This window comes from Aeribacillus sp. FSL K6-1305, from assembly GCF_038050115.1.
In the GTDB taxonomy this organism is placed as follows: domain Bacteria; phylum Bacillota; class Bacilli; order Bacillales; family Aeribacillaceae; genus Aeribacillus; species Aeribacillus composti.
The window spans coordinates 1,536,348-1,554,639 of sequence record NZ_JBBOQV010000001.1; the positions used below are offsets into that span (position 1 = coordinate 1,536,348).

Sequence of the window (18,292 nt, forward strand, 5' to 3'; positions counted from 1 at the left end):
TTCTTAATTCATAATTCTCCGCACTGAATATACATCCGGTATTTGCTTGATCCGATCCACAACTTTTTGAAGATGGCTGACATTTTGAATCGAAATTCCTAAATGGATGTTCGCTACTTTGTTACGGTCCGTTCTTCCCGAAATTGTCGTAATGTTTGTCTTCGTCTCTGTTACAGACTGGAGCACTTCATTTAATAAGCCGCGCCGGTCAAAACCTAAAATCTCAATTTCCACATTGTATTCCTTCCGGCCGTCCAGCTGATTTTCCCATTCCACTTCAATTAACCTGTCTTTTGCATCCTCTTTATTGACATTTGGACAATCAGACCGGTGAACAGATACCCCTCTTCCTTTTGTAATAAATCCGACAATATCATCGCCAGGGACTGGGTTGCAGCAGCGGGAAAGCCTGATTAACAAATTATCAATACCCTTTACAGACACTCCTGCATCACGGCGCTTCGGCCGCCTTGCACCTTGTTGAACCACCTTTTCCATCAATTTTTCCTGCTCTTCTATATCCCGCTGTTTGCGAATTTTTTCGACTAGGCGGTTTGCAACCTGTAAAGCAGTAATGCCGTTGAAGCCAACCGCCGCATACATATCGTCCTCATTTGAAAAATTAAATTTTTCCGCGACACGTTTTATATTTTCCTGAGTAAGGACTTCTTTCACATCAAAATCCATCGCTTTAATTTCTTTTTCAATTAATTCTTTTCCTTTTTCAACATTCTCCTCTCGGCGCTGCTTTTTGAAAAATTGGCGAATTTTATTTTTCGCTTGAGAGGTCTGCGTCAATTTAAGCCAATCTTGGCTCGGACCGTAAGAATGCTTCGACGTCAATATTTCCACTATATCTCCGGTTTTTAATTTATAATCAAGAGGCACTATTTTTCCGTTTACTTTTGCTCCGATCGTCTTATTGCCTATTTCAGAATGAATTCTGTAGGCGAAATCAATCGGAATCGACCCGGCGGGAAGCTCAATGACATCTCCTTTTGGAGTAAATACAAACACCATGTCAGAGAACAGATCAACTTTCAATGCCTCCATAAATTCTTCGGCGTTGGAAGAATCGTTTTGAAACTCCAATATTTCTCTAAACCAGCTCAGTTTTTTATCAAAAGATGTAATGCTTTTTCCTTCTTTATAAGCCCAATGGGCGGCAATCCCGTATTCAGCGATCGCATGCATTTCGTATGTGCGAATTTGAACCTCAAGGGGATCCCCCTTCGGACCGATGACAGTCGTGTGAATGGATTGATACATGTTTGTTTTCGGCATTGCAATATAATCTTTAAATCTGCCAGGCATCGGCTTCCAGCATGTGTGAATGATGCCAAGCACTGCGTAGCAGTCTTTTATGCTGTTCACAATAATTCGCACAGCCAGCAAATCATAAATTTCGTTAAATTGTTTATTTTGGAGAACCATTTTACGATAAATGGAATAAATATGCTTCGGCCGACCGTACAGCTCTGCCTTTATCTTTACTTCTTCAATTCGCTTCTTTAAATCTTCAATTACCTCTTCAACATACTTTTCCCGTTCTGCACGTTTCTTTTTCATCAAATTGACAATTCGGTAGTATTGCTGCGGATTTAAATACCGCAAGGCTGTATCTTCAAGTTCCCATTTGATTTTTGAGATTCCGAGGCGATGGGCGAGAGGAGCAAATATTTCCAACGTTTCATTGGCGATTCTTCGCTGCTTTTCCTGCGGCAAATGTTTTAACGTACGCATATTGTGAAGACGGTCTGCCAGTTTAATTAAAATGACCCGAATGTCCTTCGCCATAGCGACAAACATTTTCCGGTGATTCTCCGCCTGCTGCTCTTCTTTTGATTTATATTTAATTTTTCCCAGCTTTGTTACTCCATCCACAAGCATAGCGACTTCATCGTTAAATTCTTGTCGAAGCTCGTCTAATGTCACATCCGTATCTTCCACAACATCATGTAAAAAGCCGCCAGCAATCGTTGTAGGATCCAGCTCCAAGTCTACTAGAATCCCGGCAACCTGCACCGGATGCATAATATATGGTTCGCCTGATTTGCGATATTGCCCATGATGGGCGTTTTTTGCAAACTCGTATGCTTTTTTTATAAACTCTATATCGTCAGGCGGAAGATACTTTTCCGCTTTTTCGAAGATCTGTTCAGCTGTCAACATTTGTTCGTTTGCCATGGGATCACCTTTAATTGTATATACGTTATTGTTTTTATTATTAAATAAAATTAACAAACATGTAAAGAGAAGAATACGATCCTTTTGAAAAGGGGTAAAAAAAATAGAGCTGCTGCGGCTATTTTACGAGTGGATGGAAAATATTACAACTTCTAAAGTTTTTCATTTTATTGTTTAAAAAAAAAGCACCCATTAAGAGTGCTTCATTTATAGATTTGCGCCGATTAATATTTAATCAATGCTAATATATCATAGCCTTCAAGCCTTTTTCTGCCCTCAAGATAAGACAATTCAATTAAAAAGGCAATGCCGGCAACCTCTCCGCCAAGCTGTTCCACTAATTTAATGGTAGCTTCAATCGTTCCTCCAGTCGCCAGCAAATCATCGGTTATTAACACTCGCTGGCCAGGCTTAATCGCATCTTTATGAATGGTTAATGCATCTTTTCCGTACTCAAGCCCGTATTCCACCTTGATCGTTTCGCGCGGAAGCTTGCCTTCTTTTCGAACAGGTGCAAAACCAACTCCGAGAGAGTAAGCAACTGGGCAGCCGATGATAAACCCTCTTGCTTCTGGACCGACAACAATATCAATCTTCTTTTCACGCGCATATTGAACAATTTGGTCTGTTGCATATTTAAATGCTTCCCCGTTGTCCATTAATGTTGTGATATCTTTAAAAGAAATGCCCGGTTTTGGAAAATCTTCAACAATTGTCACGTATTTTTTTAAATCCATCACTCGTCCTCCTCGGTTGTTTACCATTCATGAACTTGTAAAAATTTATCGGCATCTCGTTTCAAGACTGCCTTTTCAAACCATTCCTTCAGTTCTTGATAAGAAGAATAGAGAAGCTGCTGTTCCAGTTTCATTTGATCCAGCTTCTGCTGATATGTTCCGGATTCTGATAAATCCCGTTTTTTCACCTTTTTGTTTAATGTAATCACACCATTGTTTATTGTAACAAATTCAAGTTCAAAAAACACCTTTGTCATAAAAAAGATCGTTTCTTTTGTCCAGCCACGGTATTTGGCTAAATCTTCCCCATATTTTTTGTAATCGAAAGAATTTTTTTTCGTTAAGAATGCGTAATACCATTTAAAATGCTCTCTTGTCGGCATTGTTTGAAAAAAGTGGTCTGCGTGCTGATAAAAAATAGCATAAATTCTTTCAGGCATTCCTTGCTCAAATGCTGAAACAAGAAATTCGATTGCCGGGGGCATATCGAGAAATACAACATACTTATTGGAAACATCTATATTTTTGTAATCCTTTATTTCTGATATTATATGAATTTCATGAATGTACGGTTGATCTTTATATAATTTTATAGATTCTTCATGAAAGGCGATCAGCAATCGTTTTTCAGCAGGAAGTTTAGAGAGCAAAGCCTCCGTTCCTCTTGAACCTCGCCAATCAAAAAGCTGCCACGCTGGCACGGCAAGGTCTTGAAGCAATAGCTGCGGCTTTTTTACATAATTCCATTCGTTGATCGCAAGCTCACCGACAATAGAAACGTTTGCGAAAGGAGATATTTCTTCTGCCAATTCTCCCTGTCCAAAGCCGACGACATCTAATTCAAATTCCTTCTCCTCAATCTTCATTTTCAAATGATTTCCGTTTACCCCAATTTTTCTAACATCTGCCGCATTGACATTCTCTAGTAAAAAGAGCGGCTTCGGATTATCGACTCCGAAAGGGGCAAGCTTCTCCAGCTCTTCGACTGCTTTTATTGTGACATGCTCCAATGAACAGGCACATTCAATGTTTTTTACAGGAATAAAATCTTCATCTGAAAGCTGACTATTTGCAAGATCGATCATTTTTTGGCGCAACTCGTCAATATGCTCTGCTTTCAGCGTCATGCCAGCAGCCATCGTATGGCCTCCAAAATGAGGGAGAAGCTCCCTGCATTCCGATAAGTTTTTAAATAGATCAAACCCTTGAATGCTTCGCGCAGACCCTTTGGCAAGACCTGTCTCACGATCAATGCTCAACACGATGGCAGGACGGTAAAATTTTTCGACCAATCTGGAAGCAACGATTCCGATCACTCCAGAATTCCAGTTTTCTTTTGCGACGACTAAAACAGGATTGTCTTCGATTGGAAAATTTTTTTCAATTTCCTTAATCGCTTCGTCCGTTATCTCTTGTACAAGCTTCTGCCTTTGTTTATTTAATTGATCGATTTCCTTAGCAAGCATATCAGCTTTTTCTTCATCATCTGTCAACAACAATTCAACGGCAGGATCGGCTTCTTTCAGCCTCCCTGCCGCATTGATTCTCGGTCCTAAAACAAATCCTATCGTTTCCTCATTTACGGAAGATTTGTCCACTCCAGCAATGGAAAGAAGCGAATTTATGCCAGGTCTTGTCGTCGTTTTTAATTTTTCAATCCCTTTTTTCGCAAGAAGCCGATTTTCTCCGTATAGAGGTACTAAATCAGCAATTGTTCCAATGGCTGCGATCTCTATCAGAGATTCTGGAACCTTTCCATAAAGGGCATGGGCCATTTTAAAAGCAACGCCTACACCTGCCAGCTCCTTAAAAGGATATGTTGAATTTGGCAATTTCGGATGAATGATCGCATACGCATCAGGCAAAACAGGCCCCGGTTCATGATGGTCTGTGATAATGAGGTCGATTCCAAGCCTTTTGGCTAAATCCGCTTCATTGATTGCCGCGATGCCGGTATCAACTGTTATAATCAGCCTGCATCCTTTTTCATGAATCATTCGGAAAGCATGTTCGTTTGGCCCGTATCCTTCTGAAAATCGATTCGGTATGTAAAAATCGACGTTTGCCCCCAATTCCTTTAATGCCGTCAACAGGACGGCAGTGCTGGAAACGCCGTCCGCATCATAATCACCGTATACGACAATCTTTTCACCAGCGCGGATTGCTGCAAAAATACGCTCACATGCCCGCTCCATCCCATCCAACAAAAAAGGATCATGAAATGAAGGTTCCTTTATATGTAAAAACTCTTTTGCTTCTTCAACATTTTGAATGCCGCGATTCACAAGTAATCGAGCAGTCAAATAGGTAATATTCAAAGAGTCGATTAATGCTCGAACAGCCTCTTCGTTGGACTCATCCCTATATAAACGATTCCAACGAAATTTAGATCTCAGCATGATTTCACCCCTCAACTTCTCCTATTATACAGAACGAAATGAAATGTTTTCAAACACTATTTTTAAGGTTATGTTTCTTCATAAGAAAGAGAGGGGCTGTCCGATGAGTTCCTAAAATGAAGGAGTTTGGAGAAATACATTGTGAAGGACAAAAATAATCGAATAAAATTTGTAAATGTCCTTCATAGAAGCAATGAAGTCCAACTGGAATAAATTGTATGCGCTGAATGTCCATCATAAAACTTTTGGAGAACGTAATGAAGAAAGAGAGCATAAGAAGGGGGATGTCTAATAAGTCGTTTTTACGGCTTATTGACGCTCCCATTAATGTTTTAGAAATGTTGATATATCGGTGTTTATGATTTTTTGTTTTCAATGGCGATTTGACTTTCAAAGACAGCCCCTAAACACAAGATAGGAAAAATAGTCTGTCCGATAAATCCCTAAAATGAAGGAGCCCCAAAAAGTCAGTTAACCCTGACTTTTTGGACAGCCCCTTCGAACTTTTACAGCGGCTGTTCACTAGTTTTCTTTTACAGAACGTTTTTCAATTTGCTTCCATTTCCAAACGAGCCAAAGCTGGCTGGCGATAAACAAAGAGGAATAAACGCCTGCGATCAATCCAACCAACAAAGCAATCGAGAAATTTAAAATGGACGAGCTTCCGAATAAAATGAGAGCGACAACAGCAAAGATCACGGTTAAAACGGTGTTAATCGATCTTGTAAAGGTTTGCCGCAAGCTTTTGTTGACAATTTCCGCAAGCTGCTCAAATGTTTTTATTTTTTTCGCTTTTCCCATGTTTTCTTTTATACGGTCAAACGTAACAATCGTATCGTTGATCGAGTAACCAATAATCGTCAACACGGCCGCGATAAATGTAATGTCTACTTCAAGACGGGTAATGCTGAAAAAGGAAACGATAAAAAAGGCATCGTGCAATAGGGCAAGCACAGCTGCAAGCGCCATATAAAATTCAAAGCGGATGGATACATATATGATAATCCCAATGGAAGCAATTGCAACACCGATGAGAGCATTTCGCGCCAGCTCTTTTCCGACTGTTGGCGAAACCGTGCTTATATTTGGCTCTATCCCATACAGCTCTGTGAAATGTTCTTTTACATTTGAAATCGTTTCTTTATCAAATGCGCCTACAAATCGTACAACTGCTGTGCTTTTATCATTACCAGATAATACAATTTCATCCGGCTTAAGCCCGATTGATTTGAATTCTTTTTCGATTGTATCAGCCGATAGCGGCTCATTTGTCGCTAGCTCGACCCGCGTTCCACTCGTAAAATCGATGCTTAGATTCAATTTAGCAACAAAGAGGATGATGATGCCTGCGACAATTAATACACTTGATAAAACGAAAAACTTTTTCCGATGTTTAACAAAATCAATATGATCAAAGCGAGTTGGGACATCGGTATCTTTATTCGTTTTCGTAATATCCAAAATATCGCTTTTCCTCACGCCAAACCAATGCGGCTTTTTGTCAAATGCCCGGCTCTCCACGAGCAATCCGAGCAGCAATCTGCTTAAATAAATCGCCGTAAGGAAGGATATAATAATGCTGACAATGAGCATTGTCGCAAAGCCTTTTACAGAGCTTGTTCCAAAAATAAACAAAACAACAGCTGCGAGTATTGTCGTAACATTGGCATCAAAAATGGTTAAAAGCGATCTTTTGTTTCCTGCTTTAAAAGCAGATCGGACACTTTTTCCAAGCTTTAATTCATCCTTTATTCGTTCGTCTGTAATAATGTTCGCGTCAACTGCCATCCCAACCCCTAAAATAAGGGCGGCGATCCCCGGCAATGTAAGCACCGCATGCATCCAATTGTACACAACTAAAATGAGGTATATGTATGAAACAAGCGTGATAGATGCGATCAATCCCGGCAAGCGATAGTAAAAGATCATGAACAGCATAATGAGGCCTACGCCGACGTAACCCGCATAAATGGTTGATTGCATCGCTTCTTCCCCATATTTTGCCCCGACAGAAGTTGAATAAATTTCGTGCAGCTTCACTGGCAATGCACCAGCATTCAGCAAACTTGCTAATTGCTGCGCTTCTTCTACCGTAAATTGTCCTTCAATCGTGACGGTAGTCGTATCAAACACTTCATTTACGTACGGATCGGACAAAAATTTCGGATTCGCTTTTGCTGCTTCTTTTTTATACGAGTCGCCTTCTTCCCAATCAAGCCATATGATCAGCTTATTTTCAGGCGCCATTTTTACTATTTTCTCTGTCACTTCTTTAAATTTTTTCGCATCCTTTAGCTCAACGACAACGTTCGGTTTACCGTTTTGGTCAAATGATTGCTTGGCACCGCCTTGCACTAAGTCTGAACCGTTTAGTAATTCTTTGTCATTGACATCACGAAAGGTCAGCTCTGCCTGCGTCGACAAAATTTTCCGAGCTTCAGTCTGATCCGTCACGCCTGCAAGCTGAACGCGAATTCGGTCATTCCCTTCTATTTGGATATTTGGTTCGCTCACTCCAAGAGCATTCGCCCTTTTGTCCAGCGCTTCAACTGCACTTAAAAGGGCTTGACGGTCAATTTTATCTCCTTTATTTACCGGCTTCACTTCATATAAAACTTCAAAGCCGCCTTTTAAATCAAGACCAAGCGTAATGCCTTCTACGATTGGTTTTGTCGTTGCGCCAGTCAAACCTAAAAGGGCGAAAACAATGATAAAAAATGATATAATTCGGCCTTTTTTTGCCATGTTGATCCTCCTCAAGCTTATATGCGAAACATCGCCTTATCATCTTTAGGTTAATTCTTTTAATATTTCTTGTCCTTCTTTACTATCTAACCATTTTGCATCTTTCATAAACTCAATGGTCGTATAATTCATGAAATCGGACACTTTCACTGACATAATCCCTTCTACTAACCGATGTACTCTGACACCCTCAATTTTTTTCCATTTTTTTCTTTTCAAAAAAGCCCACAATTCATCCTCTGTCATTTTATCGTATCCATACAGCCGGAATTCTTCGAGCTTGCTTTTCAAAAACGGCCTTAAATACTTGCGATAGACATCTACCGAATAGTTCTCCACTTTTATGCTCCTTTCTTAAAAGGTTGTCATGCCTGTACTTCGAGTCTGCATATAGTAATTGTATATGATATCAAGTTTTTTGAGAAGGCAGGGAGAAAAATGCCGAAGCAAACCTTTTTAAAAGGAATGCTCATTTTAATGACGGCAGGCCTCATCACAAGAATTCTCGGTTTTATTAATCGAATTGTCATAGCCAGAATGATTGGAGAAGAAGGGGTTGGCCTCTACATGATGGCGATGCCTACGTTTGGCCTTGTCGCAGCAGCTACACAGCTCGGTTTGCCGGTTGCCATCTCCAAGCTGGTCGCGGAAGCGGATGCAATAGGAGACAGCAAAAAGGTAAAAAAAATACTGGTTGTATCTTTAACAATTACGTGCAGTTTAAGCATTATCATCGCACCGCTTGTGTTGTTTTCCGCCTCATATATTTCTGAAACATTGCTTACAGACCCAAGAACATTCTTTCCTTTGATTTCCATCACTCCTGTAATTCCTATTATTGCTGTATCCTCTGTTTTGAGAGGCTACTTTCAAGGAAAACAAAACATGACGCCTGCGGCATTCTCCCAGGTGCTTGAGCAAGCGGTCAGAATCGCCTTTATCGCCGTTTGTACAAAAGCTATGCTGCCTTACGGAATCGAATATGCAGCCGCTGGCGCCTTTGTTGCGGCAGCAATTGGAGAACTTGCTTCCTTACTTTACTTACTAATAGCGTTCCGTTTCAAAAAGCAAATTCGAGTGAGAAAATCGTTTTTCCGTTCGTTAAAAAAGGGAAAAGAAACATTCAGTCAGCTCATGAAAATTGCCCTGCCGACAACCGGCAGCCGATTTATCGGCAACATTTCATGGTTTCTCGAACCGATCGTTGTTTCACACAGTTTACTGATCGCCGGCGTTCATTCATCTTTAGCTACAAAACAATATGGGGAATTGACGGGGTATGCGCTTCCTTTATTAATGCTTCCCTCTTTCATCACTTTTTCGCTGTCAACATCATTAGTGCCCGCATTAAGCGAAGCGATTGCCCAAAAAAGGATTCGATTAGCAGAATATCGGCTGAGGCAAGCTTTAAGGCTCTCGCTTGTTACAGGCGGACTAGCAGTTGTTATTTTATACGTGTACGCTGAACCGATCATGATCTTTATGTATGGAAATGCTCAATCTGCCATCTATGTGAAAGTTATGGCTCCTTTTTTCATCTTTTATTATTTCCAAGGTCCACTGCAAGCAGCATTGCAAGCATTAAATTTAGCAAAAGCAGCGATGACCAACAGTTTAATTGGTTCCATTTTAAAAACAGCGCTCATTTTTGTTTTCGCAACTAGGCCAGAGCTCGGCATTATCGGCGCAGCTCTTGCCATTATAAGCGGGTTTATGATCGTTACTCTTCTTCATTATGCAACGGTGCTGAAAGTGTTTAAGTTCACAATTTATTTAAGAGACTATGTTCTATCTTTTGCAGCCATATTCTTAACAGGTTGGATCTCCTATCATATTTACGATATCTTATTGGAACAACTGCATTTGCTGCCAAAGTTAATGTATGCATGCATGATCACAACAGTTATTTACAGTCTGTTTCTCATCATCTTTCGACTAGTCGAAAAGGAAGAAGTAAAGCGAATTCCCCTAATCGGTCCGTATATAGCAATCTTTATTCCGATGCAGAAAAATCGTTAAAATCTATCCGTTTCATTCCTTTCACCCTGATCTGGCAATTTTAATTCTAAATCTTTTTTTTATGAATATGCTTGTATAAAAGTGATTACCCTTGTACGGGTGAACATGGGAGGAGATGAATGGATGATTGAAGCAAAGCGGTGGGGGAAAGCTGTATTTTACGGTGTTTTTACCATTTTGATCATTGCTTTGATTTCCAGTTTTCTTTTATCTATTTTATTACGATTTACTAGTTTAACAGAAGATTCGCTCTTTTGGGTCATCACATCTATAAGTTTTTTAGCCGTTTTTATCGGAGGTTTTATAGCTGGCGGAAAAGGTAAAGAAAAAGGGTGGCTTTTAGGCGGTGCGACAGCGGTTGCTTACACGGGAATTGTGTTGTTGTTTCAATTTTTAGGTTACGGAAAAACGCTTTCGCTAGAATCGCTATTATATCACGGTGGATTTTTGATCACTTCAATAGTTGGAGGAATGCTGGGAGTCAATATTTCGTCGCCAAAACGGCAGGCTTAAAAAGAAAAAGGCTGACATTTAAGTCAGCCCTGTTTTTTGTAGAACTATGATTGTTCTACGACTTCTCTCACAGCATTTCGGTCAAAAGTTAAGCGGGAGCCGTCTCCCGTACGGATGACGATTTTATCTTCATCCAATGAATCAACCGTCCCATGCAAACCGCCAATCGTTACGATTTTATCACCCTTCTTCAAGTTTGCCTGCATGTCACGGATTTGCTTTTGCCTTTTTTGCTGAGGTCTGATCAACAAAAAGTAAAAAATAGCAATCATCAGCACAAAAGGCAGCACTGTTGCTACAAAATTCTCCGACATTTCTTCACCCCTTTCTAAGCATTAAAAGTTTTTCGCATTTGGTTTATTGAATCCGTACCGTTCAAAAAATTCTTCTCGGAAATCTCCTAAACGGTCTTCACGGATTGATTCCCTAATCTGCTCCATTAATTTTATCAAAAAATAGAGATTATGGTAAGATGTTAATCGAATCCCAAATGTTTCATTGCTTTTAATTAAATGTCTGATATAAGCACGTGAATAATTTCGGCAAACGTAGCAATCACAAGATTCATCCAATGGACCGAAATCGCGCGCATATTTCGCATTTTTTACGACAAGCCGACCTGTTGATGTCATTAAGGTGCCGTTGCGCGCAATTCTAGTAGGAAGCACGCAATCAAACATATCAATGCCCCGAATCGCTCCATCTATCAGTGAATCTGGAGAACCGACCCCCATCAAATAACGAGGTTTGTCACTTGGCAATAAAGGCACGGTAAATTCTAGCACACGATTCATCACTTCTTTCGGTTCACCGACAGAAAGACCACCAACCGCATATCCCGAAAAATCAAGCGAGACAAGATCGCGTGCGCTTTGCTTCCGCAAGTTTTCATATTCGCCGCCTTGTACAATTCCAAACATCCCTTGTTCATTTTCTCTTTTATGAGCTGCTAGACAGCGTTCAGCCCATCTGGAGGTTCGTTCTACAGATTGTTTCATATAATCAAATGATGCCGGGTAAGGCGGGCATTCGTCAAATGCCATTATAATATCTGATCCGAGAGCATTTTGGATTTCAGTTGCTTTTTCTGGAGATAAAAACAGCTTGTCCCCGTTTAAATGATTGCGAAAATATACTCCCTCTTCTTCAATTCGCCGGAATTCGCTTAAGCTGAACACTTGAAATCCGCCGGAGTCGGTTAAAATCGCTCCATCCCAATTCATAAAAGAATGGAGACCTCCTGCCTCCTTAACGATATCTTCCCCTGGTCTGAGCCATAAATGGTATGTATTGCTCAAAATGATTTTTGCGCCAATTTCTTTTAATTCCTCCGGTGACATAGTTTTGACGGTCGCCAATGTTCCCACAGGCATAAACACCGGAGTTTCAAACGAACCGTGAGGTGTATGTACGATTCCAAGGCGGGCGCCTGTTTGTTTGCATGTTTTGATCAATTCATATCGAATAGGTGGCTTATTCAATGATAGCCCCTCCTTTATTCAGTGTACCTCTATTCTGTTTCAAATAATCAGCATGGCATCTCCAAAGCTGAAAAAACGGTATTTTTCCTTTATAGCCTCCTCATACGCGCGAAGAATTGTTTCTCTTCCAGCCAGCGCACTGACAAGCATGATCAGAGAAGACTTAGGAAGATGAAAATTTGTAACGAGTCCGTCTATTCCTTTAAAATTGTAGCCCGGATAAATAAAAATGTCTGTCCAACCGCTTTCTTCGACAAATTTGCCTCCATGTTTTCCAGCAATTGTTTCCAGCGTTCTTGTTGAAGTCGTACCGACTGCGATAATACGTCCTCCCTTTTCTCTTACTTCATTTAATAAGCGGGCCGTTCCCTCTGTCATTTGATAAAATTCCGCATGCATTTTATGTTCTGTAATGTTTGTGCTGCTGACTGGACGAAATGTCCCAAGCCCAACATGCAGCGTTATAAAAGCGATATGAATCCCTTTATTTTTTATATTTTCGAGTATTTCATCCGTGAAATGCAAACCTGCAGTCGGTGCAGCTGCTGAACCAATTTCTCGGGAATAAACGGTTTGATATCGTTCTTTATTATCAAGCTGCTCTTTAATGTATGGCGGCAATGGCATTTCCCCAAGCTGATCCAAAATTTCCAAAAAAATGCCTTCATATTGAAATTCAATGATTCTACCGCCGTGTTCAAGAGTTCCTACACATGTTCCTTTTAAAAGGCCGTTTCCGAAATTTAATGTTGTCCCTACTTTGACTCGCTTTGAAGGTTTTACAAGGGTTTCCCAAACATTCCCTTCTTTTTCTTTTAGCAATAAAACTTCCACTTTGGCCCCGGTTTCTTCTTTCACCCCGTACAATCTGGCCGGCATGACCCGCGTATCATTTAAAACAAGGCAATCACCCGGAGATACATACTCAATTAAGCTTTTAAATCTGCTGTGCGTAATATCTCCGCTTTTTTTATCAACAATCATTAATCTTGAAGCATCCCTCTCCTTCAACGGAGTTTGAGCAATCAGTTCCTCTGGCAATTCGAAGTCAAATAATTCGATATTCATCCTGTTCACCTAGCTTCTGTCCATTATTTAAACCGTCCTAAAAAAGAAAAAATGAACGTTAAAAGCAAACTAATGACAATGCATGTGACAATCGGAAAGAAGAAGGTGAAATTTCCTTTTTTTACTACGATATCTCCTGGCAGTCTTCCGACAACTTGCATAAATAAGCCGATAAAAAGCAAAATACCGCCAAGCACCATCAATAGCTTTGGAAATTCCGTCATCTTTTCGGCACCTCCATTTGAAAATGTTTATACACAAGATCTGTTACTATTCTTCCCCTCGGTGTTCGCCGAATAAAACCGATTTGCAATAAATACGGTTCATAAACATCTTCAATTGTGTGCGCTTCTTCACCGATTGTCGCTGAAATGGTCTCAATTCCAACGGGTCCTCCTTGGAATTTTTCAATGATCCCTAAAAGAAGTTTATGATCGATATGATCCAATCCAAGTTTATCCACTTGCAAACGCTCCAAGGCGTCTTCAGCAAGATGGGCGCTGATTTTTTCAAATCCGAGCACTTGCGCAAAATCCCTGACCCTTTTAAGAAGTCTGTTCGCAATTCTTGGCGTTCCCCGCGATCTTCTGGCTATTTCAACGGCTGCCTCCTCTTCAATCTCGATATTTAACAGATTGGCCGTTCGTTTGACTATCTTTGAGAGCTCGTGCTCTTGATAATATTCCAAGCGGCTTAACACACCAAATCGATCCCTTAAAGGAGCAGTTAATAAGCCAACTCTAGTTGTTGCACCAACAAGTGTAAACGGTGGCAGATCCAACCTGAGCGTGCGGGCGCTTGATCCTTTTCCAATGACGATATCTATACAAAAATCTTCCATCGCTGGGTACAAGACTTCTTCGATCGAACGATGCAGCCGGTGAATTTCATCAATAAATAAAACATCCCCCGGTTCTAAAGAAGTGAGAATAGCCGCTAATTCTCCCGGCCGTTCAATCGCGGGCCCTGAAGTATGGCGGATATTCGTCCCCATCTCATTTGCGATAATCGTTGCAAGTGTTGTTTTCCCGAGCCCTGGAGGTCCATATAAAAGAACATGATCCAACGTTTCTTCTCTAAGCTTTGCCGCTTCAATAAATATTTTTAAGTTTTCCTTAATCTTTGATTGACCGATATATTGATCGAAAGATTGAGGACGAAGGCTGAATTCAAAATCTTTTTCTCCCGCTTCAGCTTCGCCTGCAACAATTCTTTCCTCCATTGCTATCACCTTATTTCAAAAGCAGTTTCAATGCTTTTTTCACATATTGATCAGTTGAGAGCGATTCACCTTCCAATGACGGCTTGATTTTTGCTATCTCTTTCTCACTGTATCCTAAAACTTTCAGAGCATCGATCGCTTCCATAAGCGAATGATTGCTATGTTTTTGGTCTGTTTGCACCTGATTAGCTAACATGTTGGAAGACGGTTCTGAAACGAATTCGACGAGCTTCCCTTTTAAATCTAAGATGATTTGCCTCGCTGTTTTCTTTCCGACACCAGGAAATTTTACTAAAAATGCTTCATCTTCATTTTCAATGGCCTCCACTACTTGCTTTGCATCCCCATAAGCCAGGATCGCCAGAGCACCCTTCGGACCGATTCCTGTTACGTTTAAAAGCTTGGAAAAGAGAGTCTTTTCTTCACGGCTTGAAAATCCGTACAGAGCGAGGAGATCCTCCCTTACATATTGATATGTATAAACTGTCACTTCTTTTTTTATATGTTTTTGATAGCTGAAAGGATTGGGAGTGAAAATTTGAAAGCCGATTCCGTTCCGATCGATCACAATTGAATCTATTGATATATGATCTACAACTCCGCGGATAAACTCAATCACTGCGTTCACCTCTCATCACTTAACCTATTTTAACATAAAGAACTCGCTCCGTCAGGGATAGAACTGCAAAAATAAACCGATGCAAAAAGCATCGGTCCTTTTATTTGAATTCATCAGCAGAATAAGCTTTAAAGGTATTGATGACATTTAAATAATTCTCTTTATTTTTTACGGGAATTCCTCTTTTTAGTTGCAGGTGGCGATAGCTTTCCAGTTTTTTTATATCGATCTGAAAAAAAGACTGAATGACTTCATTGTCTGCGTCAGGCTTCCCGTTAAAAATCGACAAAGTCCCGTCTTCCATAATACCGAAAAAACCATTTGTTTTTAATAAAGGAGAGAGGTCATCAATTTGCTTTTGAAAGACAATTTCGTCGCCATCCTGACGAACAACCTGCCAATCTTGATATTTCGCAATTACATCTGCGATAGAATGAAGATGTTCTGTTTTGACCTCTTCGCTCACTTCGCCATCAAGATAAACTCTTCTCAAGATGACTTCAACTGTCGAGGAATGATGATTCGCATTTGCGAAAGATGCTTCAGGATGGAAATGACAAAAAGCTAAGATCATCAAAGTATAACAAAAGAGGCAAAATACCTTTTTCACATGCCACCACTCCTGAACTTATAACACATTTGTTTTTATTTATTGTAGCCATCATGAGAAGTTTTAACCCTTAGTCCTGATTCTTCATCTTATTACATATTATGGAAACTACCTTGTATATCATGGCATGCTTGTATATTAATACGTTTCAATTAGAAAAAGTAAAATGGATAACTTAACAATTTCATTTTTTCAGCTGTTAGATTTTTCAAATCGTTAATATCAACAAATTTTCAATCACTCATCTTCCTGCATATTATGGAAGACTTCTTGGACATCGTCGTCATCTTCAAGGACATCGATTAATTTGTACATTTTTTCAGCCGTTGTTTCATCTAGTTGCGTGTACGTTTGAGGAATCCATGTGATTTCCGCTGTTTCCAGTTTATATCCTTTTTCTTCTAAAGCGGTTTTTACATTATTCAAATTTTCAGGAGCGGTATAAATTTCAAACGCCTCACCACCTGACGCTTCTAATTCTTCTGCTCCAGCTTCAATTGCTTCAAGAAACAAGTCATCCTCTTCAATTCCGTTACCATCAATAACAATATATCCCTTTCGTTCGAACATATAGGATACACAACCAGTTTCTCCTAAGTTTCCTCCGTTTTTATTAAAGGCAGTGCGAACACTTGTTGCTGTACGGTTTTTATTGTCCGTCAGACATTTTACCATTACAGCGACACCGCCGGGGCCATATCCTTCATATGTAATTTCTTCATAGTTGGCTCCATCTTGGCTGCCGGTCGCTTTTTTAATTGCTCGTTCTATATTATCGTTCGGCATGTTGGCAGCTTTAGCTTTGTCAATGGCAAGTCTGAGGCTCGGATTCGCGTCAGGATCTCCTCCGCCTTGTTTAGCCGCAACATAAATTTCTTTTGCCAATTTCATAAAAATTTTGCCCCGCTTCGCATCTTGGGCATTTTTTCTTCTTTGAATATTTTTCCATTTAGAATGTCCTGCCATTCTAAAAATCCCCTCTCATAAACAATTCTCGATTTTTAATATAACATATTTTATTTAGCGGGAAAAATTGTTCTTCACAAAAGAAACAGGGAGGAGTTCTCCCTGTCTCGTTAGCGGTTATTTCCGTCAAAAGGCTCTGTTACTGCTTCTCCAATATCATTGAATAGACGTTGGATATCTTCCCCTACATCCGTACCGTTATTCAAGTTATTATTAATGTTTCGCACGCGAGTAAAAGTTTCCTCGTCTGTTACAATATGGATGCTTTTATTTCCAGCCAGTCTTGATACAACTCGTTTGGCTCGATTTTTTACATTCTGTTCGTTTCGATCAGTTGTATTGATCGCTACTACAACCCTGTCATTTGTTACGAGCGTATCAACATCCTGCACGTTTTTCAGCCGGCTTACCTGATCAGAAATTCGTTCGGCTAATTGAGCATTATTCGAGCCCACATCCCGTAAATGATTATGATAATTGACATCGCTTCTTTGGAAGCCGTTGTTTCTTCTATCGTTCACTGTCAGCGAGCGGTCTCTATTGCGGTCATTTGCATCGCGGAGCATATCATTGTCATCCATTCCGCCGTCAAACATTTCAGTGATCGGTCCATCATTATCAACGTAATCAAAATTGCGATCCCGATCAGCTGAATAGTAGCCAATTGGTGCTGCACCATTTCGATCACGGTCATCCAATGCACCATTATTGTTGTTGCACGCCGCAAGACCAATTGTCATAAAAGAAAGGGCAATAGCTGCGGAAACTGATTTTCTCAATGAAAAAACCCCCTGAAAAACAATTTGAGCATAATAGCTCATCAATAGCTTGTTCTTTCAGGGGAGGTTTATTGCTGTTAGTTCCCGGCAATTAATTAAAATTTTGGCGGTGCTGCCGCTAAATTTCGTTTATGCTCAGAACGTCTATGCAGCGCTTCAATGATTTCTTTATCTTTCTCAGGAATTTCCTCTCCCTTTAAAAATTTGTCAATCATATCATATGTTGTTCCCATTTCGTTTTCATCCGTTTGTCCTTCCCACAAACCGGCGCTTGGAGCTTTATTAATAATTTCATCCGGAACTCCTAAAATTTTTGCCATTTCCCTTACTTCGCCTTTTGTAAAATGTACAAGAGGAACAAGGTCTACACCGCCGTCTCCGTATTTCGTAAAATAGCCTGTATACCATTCAGCTGCATTATCTGTGCCAACAACCATGTAACGATAATTGTTTGCCACAGCGTATAATGTTGTCATTCTGAGCCGCGCGCGCGTATTCGCGTCGCCTAATCTTGATGCTTCTTCATTCCAATCGTTTTTAGCTTGAATATTTTTTTGAATGGCGTGAAAAAGCGTTTCATGAGTTTCGGTCAAGTCGATCACCATATAATCAATGTTGCAGCTTTTCACTACTTTTAAAGCATCTTCTTGATCTTTCGGATTGCTTTTACATGGCATGATTAGGCCAAGCGAATGCTCAGGAAACGCTCGCTTAATGAGATGAGCAACTACGGCGGAATCAATTCCCCCGCTTATTCCAACAATTGCACCGTTTAATCCTGCGTTTTTTACTTGATTTTGAAGCCATTCGATTAGTTTTGCAATTTTTTCCTGCATTATGTCATGCACCTTCCTTAGCATCATTTCTTTTTATTATCTATTGTATCATATTGTATTTTACGAAAAATAAATCATGTCATGAAATTTTCAAAGAAAAAAGAGACGATT

At 40.1% G+C, this 18,292-nt stretch carries 17 protein-coding genes; 2 read left to right on the forward strand and 15 right to left on the reverse strand.

The features are described from left to right. Positions 1–3: 3 nt before the first annotated feature. From NST97_RS07420 to NST97_RS07440, 5 genes are all read right to left on the reverse strand, one after another. Positions 4–2,187, reverse strand: coding sequence for a RelA/SpoT family protein (locus tag NST97_RS07420; RefSeq protein WP_063387980.1), 2,184 nt, complete (start codon positions 2,185–2,187; stop codon positions 4–6). A 224-nt stretch (positions 2,188–2,411) separates the two neighbouring features. Then, complete coding sequence (locus NST97_RS07425; protein ID WP_063387979.1) at positions 2,412–2,924, reverse strand: adenine phosphoribosyltransferase; 513 nt, start codon at positions 2,922–2,924, stop codon at positions 2,412–2,414. Between the two features lie 20 nt (positions 2,925–2,944). Continuing rightward, positions 2,945–5,323, reverse strand: a complete 2,379-nt coding sequence (recJ, locus tag NST97_RS07430; RefSeq protein ID WP_094246271.1) for a single-stranded-DNA-specific exonuclease RecJ — start codon at positions 5,321–5,323, stop codon at positions 2,945–2,947. Positions 5,324–5,845: 522 nt separating this feature from the next. Next, on the reverse strand, positions 5,846–8,068 hold the full coding sequence (gene secDF / locus NST97_RS07435) for a protein translocase subunit SecDF (RefSeq protein ID WP_339210156.1): 2,223 nt from the start codon (positions 8,066–8,068) through the stop codon (positions 5,846–5,848). A gap of 45 nt (positions 8,069–8,113) precedes the next feature. Continuing rightward, positions 8,114–8,407 carry a post-transcriptional regulator gene (locus NST97_RS07440; RefSeq protein WP_341343085.1) on the reverse strand — a complete coding sequence of 98 codons (294 nt, stop codon included), beginning with the start codon at positions 8,405–8,407 and terminating at the stop codon, positions 8,114–8,116. 99 nt (positions 8,408–8,506) lie between these two features. Between NST97_RS07440 and spoVB the strand changes: the two genes are divergently transcribed. Further along, positions 8,507–10,087, forward strand: a complete 1,581-nt coding sequence (spoVB, locus tag NST97_RS07445) for a stage V sporulation protein B (RefSeq protein WP_340881850.1) — start codon at positions 8,507–8,509, stop codon at positions 10,085–10,087. Positions 10,088–10,210: 123 nt separating this feature from the next. Continuing rightward, positions 10,211–10,600, forward strand: coding sequence for a TIGR04086 family membrane protein (locus NST97_RS07450; protein WP_066249537.1), 390 nt, complete (start codon positions 10,211–10,213; stop codon positions 10,598–10,600). A gap of 44 nt (positions 10,601–10,644) precedes the next feature. On the opposite strand, the gene yajC is transcribed toward NST97_RS07450, so the two are convergent. The 10 genes from yajC to nadE form a co-directional block, all read right to left on the reverse strand. Continuing rightward, positions 10,645–10,914 carry a preprotein translocase subunit YajC gene (gene yajC, locus NST97_RS07455; protein ID WP_063387973.1) on the reverse strand — a complete coding sequence of 90 codons (270 nt, stop codon included), beginning with the start codon at positions 10,912–10,914 and terminating at the stop codon, positions 10,645–10,647. Positions 10,915–10,935: 21 nt separating this feature from the next. After that, positions 10,936–12,081, reverse strand: a complete 1,146-nt coding sequence (gene tgt, locus NST97_RS07460; protein ID WP_063387972.1) for a tRNA guanosine(34) transglycosylase Tgt — start codon at positions 12,079–12,081, stop codon at positions 10,936–10,938. Positions 12,082–12,120: 39 nt separating this feature from the next. Next, positions 12,121–13,149, reverse strand: coding sequence for a tRNA preQ1(34) S-adenosylmethionine ribosyltransferase-isomerase QueA (gene queA / locus NST97_RS07465; protein ID WP_063387971.1), 1,029 nt, complete (start codon positions 13,147–13,149; stop codon positions 12,121–12,123). A gap of 23 nt (positions 13,150–13,172) precedes the next feature. Continuing rightward, a complete protein-coding gene (locus tag NST97_RS07470; RefSeq protein WP_063387970.1) occupies positions 13,173–13,373 on the reverse strand; it encodes a DUF2905 domain-containing protein in 201 nt (66 codons plus the stop codon). Next, positions 13,370–14,371, reverse strand: a complete 1,002-nt coding sequence (ruvB, locus tag NST97_RS07475; protein ID WP_339210158.1) for a Holliday junction branch migration DNA helicase RuvB — start codon at positions 14,369–14,371, stop codon at positions 13,370–13,372. The genes NST97_RS07470 and ruvB overlap by 4 nt, the downstream gene beginning before the upstream one ends. 10 nt (positions 14,372–14,381) lie before the next feature. Further along, entirely contained in the window at positions 14,382–14,990 is a 609-nt protein-coding gene (gene ruvA / locus NST97_RS07480) for a Holliday junction branch migration protein RuvA (protein WP_066249544.1), read from the reverse strand. A 100-nt stretch (positions 14,991–15,090) separates the two neighbouring features. Beyond that, positions 15,091–15,600: a BofC C-terminal domain-containing protein gene (locus NST97_RS07485; RefSeq protein WP_340788030.1), complete on the reverse strand. Its 510-nt coding sequence runs from the start codon at positions 15,598–15,600 to the stop codon at positions 15,091–15,093. Positions 15,601–15,837: 237 nt separating this feature from the next. Further along, entirely contained in the window at positions 15,838–16,566 is a 729-nt protein-coding gene (locus NST97_RS07490; RefSeq protein WP_130156068.1) for a YebC/PmpR family DNA-binding transcriptional regulator, read from the reverse strand. Between the two features lie 110 nt (positions 16,567–16,676). Next, positions 16,677–17,345: a YhcN/YlaJ family sporulation lipoprotein gene (locus NST97_RS07495; protein ID WP_066249549.1), complete on the reverse strand. Its 669-nt coding sequence runs from the start codon at positions 17,343–17,345 to the stop codon at positions 16,677–16,679. Between the two features lie 95 nt (positions 17,346–17,440). Further along, positions 17,441–18,181, reverse strand: coding sequence for an NAD(+) synthase (gene nadE, locus NST97_RS07500; protein WP_130156071.1), 741 nt, complete (start codon positions 18,179–18,181; stop codon positions 17,441–17,443). Between the last annotated feature and the right edge of the window lie 111 nt (positions 18,182–18,292).